Here is a 12,844-nt window from a genome sequence, read left to right on the forward strand (position 1 = left end):
TTTTGACCAGCCACCCAGCCATGACCCAACTTGACGCCCTGAAACAGTTCACCACCGTAGTCGCTGACACCGGTGACTTCAAGCAACTGGGGCAGTTCAAGCCGCAGGACGCCACCACCAATCCGTCGCTGATCCTCAAGGCGGTGCAGAAGGCTGATTACCAGCCGCTGTTGAAGGACACCGTGAGCCGCTTCAAGGGCCGGGCGCTTGACGAAGTCATGGACCGTCTGCTGGTGCGTTTTGGCTGCGAAATCCTTTCTATCATTCCGGGCCGAGTCTCGACGGAGGTTGATGCCCGCCTGAGCTTTGACGCCAACGCAACGTATACGCGCGGCGAGCGCATCATCGAGCTCTACCAGGCTGAAGGCATTCACATTGACCGCGTGCTGATCAAGGTCGCTGCCACCTGGGAAGGCATACAGGCGGCCGAAAAGCTGGAACAGCGCGGCATCCACACCAACCTCACGCTGCTGTTTTCGTTCTGCCAGGCCATCGCCTGCGGCCAGGCCAAGGTTCAGTTGATCTCGCCGTTTGTCGGCCGTATCTACGACTGGTACAAAAAATCTGCCGGCGCCGCCTGGGACGAAGCCGCCATGGCCGGCGCCAATGATCCCGGCGTGAAGTCGGTGCGCGAGATCTACAACCATTACAAGCACTTCGGCATTGCCACCGAGGTGATGGGCGCGAGCTTTCGCAACGTGGGCCAGATCACTGCACTCGCCGGCTGCGACCTCCTGACCATCAGCCCGGAACTGCTGGCCCAGCTTGCCGCCAGCGATACCGCGCTGCCGCGCGCACTCGATGCCAAAGCCGCAGCGGCGCTGGATTTGCCCCCAGTGAACTTTGACGAAGCCGGATTCCGTTACGCGCTCAACGAAGACGCCATGGCCACCGAGAAGCTGGCCGAAGGCATTCGCGCTTTCGCGGCCGATGCCGTGAAACTTGAGCAGCTGATGCTGGCCGCATAACCTCCCGCACAGGACACGTCATGAACCGACTGCGTTGCGACCAGACTTCCGCATGGCCTGCGCTGCAGGCGCTATATGCCGCTTCCGGCAAAGATTTCGACCTGAAGGCTGCATTTGCTGCCGATCCGGATCGCTTCACCAGCTTCAGCCAGGATGCACCACACGTTTTTGCGGACCTTTCCAAAAACCTGATCGACACCGGCAGCCAGGCTTTGTTGTTTGACCTTGCGCGCGCGTGCGGGCTGGAGCAGCACCGCAACGCCATGTTCGCCGGGGAACTGATCAACGGCACCGAAAAGCGCGCCGTGATGCATTTTTTACTGCGAAATCCGGCTGTAGCCCAGGATGGTGTTGCGCCGGCAGCTATTAAAAATATAGCAACCGAGTTGACCCAGGTTCACACCACGCTGGACGCCATGCTCGCTTATGCCGAACAGGTGCGCGCGGATGCCGCCATCACCGATGTTGTCAATATCGGCATAGGCGGCTCCGACCTGGGGCCCCAAATGGCGGTGCTGGCGCTCGGCGAATTTGCCGCCACGGGCAAGCGCGTTCACTTTGTCTCCAATGTGGATGGGGACGAGCTGGCTACCGTGCTCAAGGGGCTCAAGCCGCAAAGCACGCTGTTCCTGATCGCGTCCAAAACCTTCACCACCACCGAGACCATGACCAATGCGCATTCGGCCCGGCGCTGGTTTGAGGCACAGGGCGGACGCGACATCAGCCGGCATTTCGCCGCACTGACGACCAATGTCGCGGCAGCCAACGAATTCGGCATCAGCACCACCTTTGGTTTCTGGGACTGGGTGGGCGGGCGTTATTCGCTGTGGTCGGCCATCGGCTTGCCGGTGGCCATCGCCATTGGCGCAGCCGGCTTTCGCGAGCTGCTGGCCGGCGCGCACGCCATGGATGAGCACTTTCGCACCGCACTGCTGGAGCGCAACCTGCCGGTGCGCCTGGGGCTGCTCGATGTCTGGTACCGCAATTTTCACGGGTTCACCAGCCGCAGCATCGCGCCCTACAGCAGCGCCCTGCGCCGCCTGCCGGCCTACCTGCAGCAGCTCGAGATGGAGAGCAACGGCAAGCGTGTGGATGCGGATGGCAAGGCCTTGCCGTTTGAAACGTCGCCGGTGCTGTGGGGCGAACCGGGCACCAACGGCCAGCACGCTTACTTCCAGATGCTGCACCAGGGGACGTCGGTGGTGCCGGTCGAGTTTGTGGCGGTCAAGACAGCCGCGCACGCGCCGCATGACTTGCCGGGGCATCACGCCAAATTGCTGGCCAACGTCCTGGCCCAGACGCAAGCCTTGATGACTGGAAAAGAAGAGGCCGGCGGCCACAGGCATTTCCCTGGCAACCGTCCCAGTACTTTCCTGTTGCTTGAGCGGCTTACACCAGCCAGCCTGGGCGCGCTGATTGCCCTGCAGGAGCACCGTGTGTTTGTCAGCGGTGCGATCTGGGGCATCAACAGTTTTGACCAGTGGGGCGTCGAGCTCGGCAAGGTGCTGGCCAAAGACATCGAGCCACGCCTGCGCAGCGGGGACATATCCGGCCTTGATGGCTCGACCGCCGGCCTGCTGCGCAAAATTGCCGGCTGAATACCGCAAAAGTGTGCGTTTTTCCATTGCGGGAGCGCGCGCTTCCGTGGTCAACTTGCCACATCGCCGATTTTTCGATGGCTTCGCATCATGTCTTTTTCCCTTCCGCTTCGCCGCCTTTCCCCCCGTTTTTCGATGTTCGCCGCAGCGTTTCTCACGCTGGCTCTGGTCTCCGGCTGCGCGACACGCTCAGCTCCTGACGAGGACACTGATGTCGATGAGCCGGTCAGCCGCGGCGGCACGCTGGGCCCGGCGGAGGGGGTCACGGGTACCGCCTGGGCCGAGATGTCGGCCCCGCCCAAGGCTGGCGAGCTCAAACCGGACGACCTCAAGTGGGAAATCTTCCGCGTGCCCGGCAAGCAGCCGGCCAGCTACAGCTATGTGCGTCATGAAGGTCGCGACGCGGTGCTCGCAAAGGTCGAGGCGTCCGGCAGCATCCTGCGCCATCGCCACCGCATCGAGCCCGACCAGCTAGGGCTCGTGCGCTTTTCCTGGAACGTGCCGTACGCCGGTGCGGGTGCCAACCTCGCGCTGCCGCAACTCGAGGATGTGCCGGTGCGGGTGGTGCTCGCGTTCGAAGGTGACCGCTCGCGGCTGTCGATGAAAAATTCCCTGCTGTCCGAGTTGAGCCGGCTGCTGACCGGCGAAGAAATGCCGTTCGCGACGCTGGTTTATTCGTGGTCGCGCGTCAACCGGCCGGGCGAAGTCGTCGTCAACGACCGCACCGACCGTATCCGCAAGATCATTGTCGATTCGGGCGACCACGGCTACAACGAATGGCGCAGCTACGAGCGTGACATCCGCGCCGACTACCGCAAGGCCTTTGGCGAAGATCCGGGCGCCTTGCTGAGCTTCGCCGTCTTCACCGAAGGCGAAAAGAACGAGGGTCAGCTGCAGGCCTTCTACGGGCCACTCAAGCTGGTGCCGGCATCGGCTGTCGCGCGCAAATAGCGCCGCGACCGGTCGGCGTGTTGATGCCGCCCGATCTGATTTCTCTGTCCGTTGGTGCAAACGACCCAGGCTGACGGCTTGGATTGGAGGAGCGCGTCACGTCGGTCTTGACAATTTGTTGCATCTAATGATGCGGAATTTAGGGAAATTACCACTCCTTTAATGCAACAAAGTATTGAAGTTCCCTGATCTGGTATCAAACCCGCAAGGACCTTTCTTCAAAATGCAGTGAACGGCAAAGCGGCCGTTTCGACTGACATAACGAAGGAGACACCCTATGAAGCGTTTTATCCAGGCAGGCCTGGTGCTTGCACTCTCAGGCGCCGGCATGGCCCATGCCGTGACCGAACTCGTGGTGGCGACGGTGAACAACGGCCACATGATCGAAATGCAGAAGCTCACGCCGGTTTTCGAGAAGGCCCATCCCGACATCAAGCTCAAATGGGTCACGCTCGAAGAAGGTACGTTGCGCCAGCGCGTCACCACCGACATCGCCACCAAGGGCGGGCAGTTCGACGTGATGACCATCGGCCTGTACGAAGCGCCGATCTGGTCGAAGAAGGGCTGGCTGCAGCCCATTGCCACCGATGCCGCCTATGACGTCGACGACCTGTTGCCCGCCATCCGTGCCGGCCTGTCGCACGAAGGCAAGCTTTACGCCGCGCCGTTCTATGGCGAGAGCTCGATGCTCATGTACCGCAAGGACCTCGCCGACAAGGTCGGCTTCAAGATGCCCGAGCAGCCCACCTGGACACAGGTGAAGGAACTGGCTGGCAAGATCCACGATCCGAAAGCCGGGGTGTACGGCATGTGCCTGCGCGGCAAGCCGGGCTGGGGCGACAACATGGCCTTCCTGACCACGCTGGTCAATACCAACGGCGGCCAGTGGTTTGACATGCAATGGAAGCCGCAAATCGACACCAAGCCCTGGAAGGACGCGATCGGCTTTTACGTGGACCTGATGAAAGCCTACGGCCCGCCCGGCGCCTCGGCCAACAGCTTCAACGAAAACCTCGCACTCTTCAACGAAGGCAAGTGCGGCATGTGGGTGGATGCAACCATCGCCGCCTCGTTCATCAGCGATCCGAAGCAGTCGAAGGTGGCCGACAAGGTGGCCTTTGCCCAGGCCCCTGTTGCCGTCACGCCCAAGGGCGCCAACTGGCTGTGGACCTGGAACCTGGCCATTCCGGCCAGCTCGACCAAGGGCGCAGCTGCCCAGACCTTCGTGAAGTGGGCTACTTCCAAGGAGTACATCAACTTGGTCGCCAGGGAACATGGCTGGGGGACGGTACCCACCGGCACGCGCAAGTCGACCTACGCCAACCCCGAGTTCCAGAAGGTTGCGAAGTTTGCTGCCGCCGAGAAGAAGGCCATCGACAGTGCCAACCTCAGCGACAGCACGCTGCCCAAGTCGCCCTACGTCGGCGTGCAGTACGCGGCGATTCCCGAGTTCCAGGCCATCGGCGTGGCGGTGGGCCAGCAGATGAGTGCGGCGCTGTCGGGCAAGGTCACGGTGGACCAGGCCCTGAAGACATCACAGACGGCGGCCGAGCGCGAGATGAAGAAGGCCGGGTATTACAAGTAAACCCTCAGGCTGCATGCACTGCCCGCGGACTGGTGAAGCCGGATCCGCGGCAGTTCTGACCTGACGCCCCGGGACCCACAACATGAACCGCCTCCTGCCTCGCGCGCTCATGGCGCCCGCAGTGCTCACGCTCTTCCTCTGGATGATCGTGCCGCTCGTGATGACCCTGTATTTCTCGTTCGTGAGCTACAACCTCATGCAGCCCGGCGAGCATCCGTTCATCGGCATCGAGAACTTCCAGTACTTCATCACCGATCCGGACTTCTGGCCTGCGACCTGGAACACGCTCCTGCTTATCGGCAGCGTGATCATCATCACGGTGGTGTTCGGTGTGCTGCTCGCGCTGCTGGTGAACGAGCCCTTTCCGGGGCGAGGCATTGTGCGCGTGCTGCTTATCTCGCCGTTCTTCGTCATGCCCGCAGTGAACGCGCTGCTGTGGAAGCACATGATGATGAATCCGATTTACGGCGTGCTTGCCGACCTCTGGCGTTTTTTCGGCGCGCAACCGGTCGACTGGCTCACCGATGTGCCGCTGTTGTCGGTGATCATCATGGTGGCCTGGCAGTGGCTGCCCTTTGCCTGCCTGATCTTCATTACCTCGCTGCAGTCGCTCGACCGCGAGCAGATGGAAGCGGCGCGCATGGACGGTGCAAGTTCGTTCCAGCGGTTCTTCTATCTCATCATTCCGCATCTCGGCCGGCCGATGGCGGTGGTGATCATGATCGAAATGATCTTTCTGCTCAGCGTGTTCGCCGAGATCGCCATCACCACCAATGGCGGTCCGGGCAACGAGAGCACCAATCTCACCTACATGATCTTCAAGCAGTCGCTGATGAACTTTGACGTGGGCGTGGCATCGGCAGGTGCTTTGTTTGCGGTGGTGGTGGCCAACATCGTTGCGGTGTTCCTCATCCGCATCGTCGGCAAGAACCTCGACTGAAGGAACGATTGTGCAACCCAGTAATTTTCTTCCGCTACTGCTGCGCACTGTGGGTGCCTGGGCCGTGGCGCTGCTGCTGTTTTTCCCGCTCGGCTGGCTGTTTCTCACGGCCTTCAAGACCGAGCTGCAGGCGATTCATGTGCCGCCGCTCTTTATTTTCGAGCCCACGCTCGACAACTTCAGCGAAGTGCAGCGCCGCAGTGACTATTTGCTGTATGCGCGCAACTCGCTCATCACCAGTCTGGGTTCAACCATCATCGGCCTGTTGATCGCGGCACCCGCCGCATACTCGATGGCCTTCTTCCGTACGAAGAGAACACGCGACATCCTGATGTGGATGCTTTCCACCAAGATGATGCCGGCGGTGGGTGCGCTGGTGCCGATCTATGTTCTTGCGCAGACCGCGGGCCTGCTGGATTCGCTCACCGCGCTGACCATCGTGTTCACGCTGGCGAACCTGCCGATCATGGTGTGGATGCTCTACAGCGCCTACAAGGACATTCCCAACGAAATCCTGGAAGCCGCACGCATGGACGGTGCGAGCCTCTGGACCGAATTCCGCCATGTGGTGCTGCCGCTGTCGGTGGGCGGTCTCGCTTCGACCGGCCTGCTGTGCCTGGTGCTGAGCTGGAACGAGGCCTTCTGGGCGCTCAACCTCAGTTCGGCCAAGGCCGGCACGCTGGCGACATTGATCGCATCGTACTCCAGCCCTGAAGGTCTGTTCTGGGCCAAATTGTCAGCCGCCTCGCTGATGGCGATCGCACCCATCGTCGTGTTCGGCTGGTTCAGCCAGAAACAGCTGGTGCAAGGCCTCACATTCGGTGCGGTGAAGTGAAAGGAATTGACTTATGGCTTATCTGGAACTCAAGAACATCGAGAAAAGCTTCGGGGAAACCCAAATCATCCGCGGTGTTGATCTTGAAATCAACAAGGGCGAGTTCATCGTCTTCGTCGGACCCTCAGGTTGCGGAAAATCGACACTGCTGCGCCTCATCGCGGGGCTTGAGCCCATCACCAAAGGCAACTTGCTGCTGGACGGCAAAGACATCACCTGGACGCCTTCGGGCAAGCGTGACCTGGCGATGGTGTTCCAGAGCTACGCGCTCTACCCGCACATGAGTGTGTACGACAACATGTCCTTTGCGCTCAAGCTTGCGGGCGTGCCGAAGGACGAGATCCAGGCCAAGGTCGAGTACGCGGCCAAAACGCTCAACCTCACCCAGTACCTGGGCCGCACACCGAAAGACCTGTCGGGCGGACAGCGGCAGCGGGTGGCGATTGGCCGCGCCATCGTGCGTGCACCCAAGGTGTTCCTGTTCGACGAGCCCTTGTCCAACCTGGATGCCGCGTTGCGCGGCAACACGCGCGTCGAAATCCACAAGCTGCACCGCGCGCTCGGCGCGACGACCATTTACGTCACGCACGACCAGGTCGAGGCGATGACGCTGGCCGACCGCGTAGTGGTGCTCAGGGACGGACTGATCGAGCAGGTCGGCACGCCGCTGGAACTCTACGACCACCCGGCGAACCGGTTTGTCGCGCAGTTCATCGGTATGCCGTCGATGAACATGGTGGCGGCGAGCGCCATTCCGAGCTTCTCGGCGGCCACCGGCGGGCGCCTGCCGAGCGATGGTTTCCTGGGCGTCCGGCCGGAAGGCTTGCGCGTGCATCCGAAGCAGGCCGCTGCTTTGGGTGTGCAAGGCCGCGTGGAGCTGATCGAGGCACTCGGTGCCGATACCCTGATTCACGTCGACGTCGGCGGCGTACCGTTGATAGCGCGCCAGAACGAGCGGACACCGCTTCATGCGGGTGACGATGTGGCGGTCGAGCTCGACTCCTCGGTGCTTCATCTGTTCAACCGTGAAGGCCGTGCGGTTCCGGCCTGATTTCTTCCTTCTTCCTTTCGGACATTCCCTTGACTCTCGCAACAGCGCTTCTTGTGCAAACGCCACCGGCGCCTTCGGAATTCACGGTGCTTCACCTTGGACTGGGTTCATTTCATCGAGCCCACCAGGCCGTTTATCTTCAGCGGCTTATCGATGCGGGCGACACCCGTTGGTCCATCGTGGGCGCCAACATCCGGCCCGACATGGCCGAGGTCGTCGCGGCCTTGCAGGCACAGGGCGGGCGTTACACGCTGGAAACCGTATCGCCGGCCGGCGAGTACCGCTATGAACAGGTTGAGGCCATCCGCGAAGTGCTTCCCTGGGAAGCCTCGCTGGCTGCGGTGATCTCTCGCGGCGCGGCGCCGTCCACCCGCATCGTTTCATTCACCGTGACCGAGGCAGGCTACTACCTCGACACGAAAGGCAAGCTGGACTTGTCTTTCAATGATCTCGAAGCAGACCTTGAGCGTGCACGCCGCGGCGAGGCGGGCGGGGAGGGCGTGACCATCTACGGCGCCGTCTGCGCGATCCTGCGCGCGCGCAAGGCGGCGCTGGCCGGCCCGGTGACCCTGCTCAACTGCGACAACCTGCGCCACAACGGCGACCGCTTCTATGCCGGGTTGCGCGAATTCATTGAACTCACAGGCGATACCGGGCTGCTTTCGTGGGTCGCGGGGAACACCCGCTGTCCCAACACGATGGTCGACCGCATCACGCCGCGTCCGCCACCCGAGCTGCGCGCTCGCGTCAAGGCCGCCACGGGGAGGGATGATGCGGCCGCGATCACTGGCGAGAGTTTCATCCAGTGGGTGATCGAAGACAATTTCGCGGCCGGGCGACCCGACTGGGGCCGTGTGGGCGTGGAACTGGTCGAATCGGTGCAGCCTTACGAGGAGGCCAAGATCCGCATCCTCAACGCCACGCACAGCTGCATTGCCTGGGCCGGCACATTGGTCGGGCTGGATTTCATCCACGAAGGAACACACCACGCGGCAATCCGGAAGATGGCCTACGACTATGTGACGGACGACGTGATTCCCTGCCTGAGTTCTCCCGACACTCCCGGGCCGATCGACCTCGCGGCGTACCGCGATGTGGTGCTCGAGCGCTTTGGCAACCCTGCGATCCGCGACACCAACCAACGCGTGGCGGCGGACGGTTTCTCGAAGATTCCAGGGTTTATCGCGCCCACGGTACGGGAGCGGCTCGCCGCGGGACAGCCCATCGACAGCGTCGCAATGCTGCCTGCGCTGTTCCTTGTTTTTCTGCGGCGCTGGCACCGGGGAGCGCTGCCCTATGCCTATCAGGACCAGGGTATGGACGAGGCCGTGGCCCGCGCGATCTGCGACGCTGTCGATCCTGTGCGCGCGCTGTGCTCCGACGCGGGGCTATGGGGGAGTGCCGCAGGCGATACGCGGCTGACGGATGCCGTGCGCGGAGCGATCGGGCGGGTAGCCGGTTTTGTCAATTCAGGGGTAAAAAAAACATGAACGAACGTCTGAAGAACCATCATGTGCTTCTGACGGGTGCCGGTGGCGGCATCGGTCTGGCGGTGGCTGAAGCCTGCATCGCCGAGGGCGCGCACTGCAGCGTGGTCGACCGGGCAGTGGCGACGCCTGAAGCCGTGCAGGCACTGCAGAAACGTCATCCCGGCTGCCTGGCCTACATCGCGGCGGACGTGACGGACGCGCAGGCGATTGCGCGCCTGCTGGCGCAGGCACAGGCCGCTTTTGGCCCCATTCATACCCTGTTCAACAACGCGGCCGTGTTCGACCTCGCGCCTTTGCTTGACAGCGACGAGGCATCTTTCGACAAGCTCTTTGCCGTCAATGTGAAAGGCATGTTCTTTGTCATGCAGGCCGTGCTTCGCCACATGGTCGAAGCTGGCACGCAGGGTGCGTCGGTCATCAACATGGCCTCGCAGGCCGGGCGGCGCGGCGAAGCGCTGGTGTCGCACTACTGCGCCACCAAGGCCGCGGTCATCAGCTACACCCAGAGTGCCGCATTGGCCATGGCGCCGCATGGCATTCGCATCAACGGCATCGCACCCGGTGTGGTCGATACGCCGATGTGGGACCATGTCGACAGCCTGTTTGCCAGGGCAGAAGGGTTGCCACCGGGAGAAAAGAAGCGGCGCGTGGGCCTCGAAGTGCCGCTCGGCCGCATGGGTGTACCGGCAGACATCGCGGGAGCGGCGGTATTTCTGGCAAGCGACGAAGCGCGTTACATCACGGCGCAGACCCTGAATGTCGATGGCGGCAACGTGATGAGCTGATTTTCCGTTTGCGAGCATGAACGACGATTTCCACCTGTACCTCGACAGCGCCGATCTGGCCGAACTGAAGGCCTGCCTGCCGCATCCGGTGGTGCACGGCGTAACCACCAACCCCACGCTGCTGCAGCGAGCGGGCGTCTGGCGCGCCGCGGTGCCCGGCCTCCTGGCGCGCTGTATCGAACTGGGTGCGCGGCAGGTGCAGGCGCAGGTGTATTCGAGCGAAGTCGATGGCATGCTCGAAGATGCGCGGGACCTGTTGCGGCACTTCGACCAGGGCCAGCTGGTCGTGAAGATTCCCGCCACGCGCCAGGGCTTCGATGCCGGCGCCCGGCTTGTCGCGCAAGGTGTGCCGGTCACGTGGACGGCTGTCTACGCACCCGAGCAGGCGCACTTTGCCGCCCTACTGGGTGCGGCTTATGCGGCACCCTACCTGGGACGGCTGGAGGATGCTGGTGTCGACGGGCTGGCGCTGGTCGCGCAGATGCAGGCGCTGGTAGCGCAGCGGCCTTCGTCCGGCACCCGACTTCTGGTGGCCAGCATACGCTCCCGCGAGGCCTATCTTTCCTTGCTTCGATTAGGTGTGGGCGCCATCACGATTGCGCCGCGTCTCTTTGCAGAATTGCTCGATCATCCCGCCACGCTGGATGCCGAGCGCGGATTCCTGGCCGACGCCCGCGCCTTGCCCTGACAGAGGACAATCCGGAAACCATGCGCATTGCACTCACGGGCGAAGCCCTGATCGATTTCACTGCCAGCGAGGCAGGCACGCTGGCGTTCCTGGGCCACGAGGGCGGCTCGCCGCTCAACACGGCTGTCGCCTGCGCGCGCCTCGGACAGCCCACCGGGTTCCTCACGCAACTGTCGACCGACCTGTTCGGCGAACGCTTGATGCGTTTTCTCGAACGCAACGGCGTGGACACCCGTTTCATCCTGCGTAGCCACGCGCCGTCGACCCTGGCCTTCGTTGAGCGCACACCACAGACCAACCGCTATGCCTTCTACACGCACGGCAGCGCCGATGCGACCTGGGCGCCAGAGCCGCTGCCGCAGTTGCCGGCGGAATGCCGCTTCCTGCATTTCGGCTCAATCGCGCTCCTGCAGGAACCTGCTGCCACGTGCATCACCGGGCTGATGACCGCAAATGCCGGGCGCCGTGTGATTGTGTTCGATCCCAACGTGCGGCCCAGCCTGATTTCCGACATGGCAGCCTACCGTGCGCGTGTCGTGAGCTGGTTTGCGATGGCCGATCTGGTCAAGCTCAGCGACGAAGATGCCGGACTGCTGGCGCCCGGCAGGCCTGTCGATGCGCTGGCAGCGGATTGCCTGCACGCCGGTGCGCGAGCGGTCATCGTCACGCATGGCGCTGGCGGTGCCACGCTTTGGCGCACGGGGCACGAGCCGTTGACTGTGGCGGCACCGCGTGTTGAGGTGGTCGACACCATCGGCGCGGGCGATACTTTTACGGCCGGGCTTTCAGTCTCGCTGCTTGCGCATGGCGTCGAACACCCGGCCCAGCTTGGCGAGCTGAGCGGCGACGCCTGGCGCGCAGTGATGCGCTTCGCCGCCACGGCCGCCGCACTGAACTGCACCCGCGAAGGTGCCGATCCGCCCACGCTGGAGGCCGTTCACGCCGTGCTCGTGCGAGAGGACAATGAGGCCGTTGCTTCACGGTCCTGACCCAGACTGCCATGACAACGTCTACATCCAAACGCCCGATCCCCCGTCAGCGCCAACCCGAACTGGAGCGCGATATTGCGCGCTCCCCATCACTGGGTTACGAGTCACCTGAAACCGGTCTGGTGCGCTGTCTTGCACATGGCTTTCCGAGCCCGCTGGTACGCTGGCATTTTCATGAAGAGTATGAACTGCACCTGATCACCGAGACCTCGGGCAAGGCGTTTGTCGGCGACTGGATCGGACCGTTTCAGCCCGGTCATCTGGTGTTGTGCGGCCCGCGCCTGCCGCACAACTGGATTTCGCTTGACGTGCCCGAAGGCGGCGCCGCGGGACGCGACCGGGTGATCCAGTTCCATCACGAGCCCATCGAGCGCGCGGCAACCGGGATTCCTGAATTGCGCGAAGTGATGCAGCTGCTCGAACGGGCACGCCATGGTATCGAGTTCTTCGGCATGTCGCGGCAGGCGCAGACGCACTGGGACAACATCAAGGCCGCGCGCGGCGTGCGCCGCCTCGGCCACTTTTTTGAGTTCATGGCCGACCTGGCGCAATGGACGGACTACCGGCTGCTGTCGAGCGTACAGATGCAAGGCACGCAGGGCGCCGATGGCGACGCACAGGTTGACCAGATCAACGGCATCGTCAACCGCATTACCGCCAACATGGCGGAGCCGATCTCGATGTCAGTCGTGGCAGCCGAGCTCGGCATGAGCGAGAGCCGCTTCAGCCGCTTCTTCCAGCGCTCCACCGGCAACAGCTTTACCGACTTCGTCAACCGTGTGCGCATCAACAGCGCCTGCCACCTGCTGATGCAGACCGACCACAACGTCACCGACATCTGCTATCAGGTCGGTTTCAACAATGTCGCAAACTTCAATCGGCGTTTCCTGGAGATCAAGGGCATGACGCCTACCGAGTTCAGGCGGCAGACAGACGACCGTTTTGGCCGGTTATCCTGATGGTC

The 12,844-nt window shown here is 62.7% G+C and carries 12 protein-coding genes; all 12 read left to right on the plus strand.

Annotated features, from left to right (window positions below; genetic code table 11):
- The first annotated feature begins 20 nt into the window (after positions 1-20).
- Positions 21-968, plus strand: a complete 948-nt coding sequence (tal, locus tag AC1DVV_RS18725; RefSeq protein ID WP_457282602.1) for a transaldolase — start codon at positions 21-23, stop codon at positions 966-968.
- A gap of 20 nt (positions 969-988) precedes the next feature.
- A complete protein-coding gene (gene pgi / locus AC1DVV_RS18730) occupies positions 989-2,566 on the plus strand; it encodes a glucose-6-phosphate isomerase (RefSeq protein WP_477702554.1) in 1,578 nt (525 codons plus the stop codon).
- 90 nt (positions 2,567-2,656) lie between these two features.
- Complete coding sequence (locus AC1DVV_RS18735) at positions 2,657-3,517, plus strand: DUF3047 domain-containing protein (protein ID WP_457282604.1); 861 nt, start codon at positions 2,657-2,659, stop codon at positions 3,515-3,517.
- Positions 3,518-3,794: 277 nt separating this feature from the next.
- Positions 3,795-5,102: an ABC transporter substrate-binding protein gene (locus AC1DVV_RS18740; protein ID WP_477702553.1), complete on the plus strand. Its 1,308-nt coding sequence runs from the start codon at positions 3,795-3,797 to the stop codon at positions 5,100-5,102.
- An 82-nt stretch (positions 5,103-5,184) separates the two neighbouring features.
- Positions 5,185-6,042, plus strand: coding sequence for a carbohydrate ABC transporter permease (locus tag AC1DVV_RS18745; protein ID WP_477702552.1), 858 nt, complete (start codon positions 5,185-5,187; stop codon positions 6,040-6,042).
- A gap of 10 nt (positions 6,043-6,052) precedes the next feature.
- Complete coding sequence (locus AC1DVV_RS18750; protein WP_477702551.1) at positions 6,053-6,877, plus strand: carbohydrate ABC transporter permease; 825 nt, start codon at positions 6,053-6,055, stop codon at positions 6,875-6,877.
- 13 nt (positions 6,878-6,890) lie between these two features.
- Complete coding sequence (locus AC1DVV_RS18755) at positions 6,891-7,928, plus strand: ABC transporter ATP-binding protein (protein ID WP_457282608.1); 1,038 nt, start codon at positions 6,891-6,893, stop codon at positions 7,926-7,928.
- Between the two features lie 86 nt (positions 7,929-8,014).
- On the plus strand, positions 8,015-9,418 hold the full coding sequence (dalD, locus tag AC1DVV_RS18760) for a D-arabinitol 4-dehydrogenase (RefSeq protein ID WP_457282623.1): 1,404 nt from the start codon (positions 8,015-8,017) through the stop codon (positions 9,416-9,418).
- Positions 9,415-10,203, plus strand: a complete 789-nt coding sequence (locus AC1DVV_RS18765; RefSeq protein ID WP_457282609.1) for an L-iditol 2-dehydrogenase — start codon at positions 9,415-9,417, stop codon at positions 10,201-10,203. The genes dalD and AC1DVV_RS18765 overlap by 4 nt, the downstream gene beginning before the upstream one ends.
- 16 nt (positions 10,204-10,219) lie before the next feature.
- Complete coding sequence (locus AC1DVV_RS18770; protein ID WP_457282610.1) at positions 10,220-10,891, plus strand: transaldolase family protein; 672 nt, start codon at positions 10,220-10,222, stop codon at positions 10,889-10,891.
- 20 nt (positions 10,892-10,911) lie between these two features.
- On the plus strand, positions 10,912-11,880 hold the full coding sequence (locus tag AC1DVV_RS18775) for a carbohydrate kinase family protein (RefSeq protein WP_477702550.1): 969 nt from the start codon (positions 10,912-10,914) through the stop codon (positions 11,878-11,880).
- An 11-nt stretch (positions 11,881-11,891) separates the two neighbouring features.
- Positions 11,892-12,839 (plus strand): AraC family transcriptional regulator, encoded by a 948-nt coding sequence (locus AC1DVV_RS18780; RefSeq protein WP_457282612.1) that lies wholly within the window; start codon positions 11,892-11,894, stop codon positions 12,837-12,839.
- Positions 12,840-12,844 lie beyond the last annotated feature (5 nt).

The organism is Polaromonas sp. P3_B4 (genome assembly GCF_056402835.1).

Bases quoted from the DNA above. Each gene is read 5' to 3' on its own strand.
- AC1DVV_RS18740 (WP_477702553.1), top strand. From the start codon at position 3,795: ATGAAGCGTTTTATCCAGGCAGGCCTGGTGCTTGCACTCTCAGGCGCC.
- AC1DVV_RS18780 (WP_457282612.1), top strand. From the start codon at position 11,892: ATGACAACGTCTACATCCAAACGCCCGATCCCCCGTCAGCGCCAACCC.
- tal (WP_457282602.1), top strand. From the start codon at position 21: ATGACCCAACTTGACGCCCTGAAACAGTTCACCACCGTAGTCGCTGAC.
- AC1DVV_RS18755 (WP_457282608.1), top strand. From the start codon at position 6,891: ATGGCTTATCTGGAACTCAAGAACATCGAGAAAAGCTTCGGGGAAACC.
- AC1DVV_RS18770 (WP_457282610.1), top strand. From the start codon at position 10,220: ATGAACGACGATTTCCACCTGTACCTCGACAGCGCCGATCTGGCCGAA.
- pgi (WP_477702554.1), top strand. From the start codon at position 989: ATGAACCGACTGCGTTGCGACCAGACTTCCGCATGGCCTGCGCTGCAG.
- AC1DVV_RS18765 (WP_457282609.1), top strand. From the start codon at position 9,415: ATGAACGAACGTCTGAAGAACCATCATGTGCTTCTGACGGGTGCCGGT.
- AC1DVV_RS18745 (WP_477702552.1), top strand. From the start codon at position 5,185: ATGAACCGCCTCCTGCCTCGCGCGCTCATGGCGCCCGCAGTGCTCACG.
- AC1DVV_RS18735 (WP_457282604.1), top strand. From the start codon at position 2,657: ATGTCTTTTTCCCTTCCGCTTCGCCGCCTTTCCCCCCGTTTTTCGATG.
- AC1DVV_RS18775 (WP_477702550.1), top strand. From the start codon at position 10,912: ATGCGCATTGCACTCACGGGCGAAGCCCTGATCGATTTCACTGCCAGC.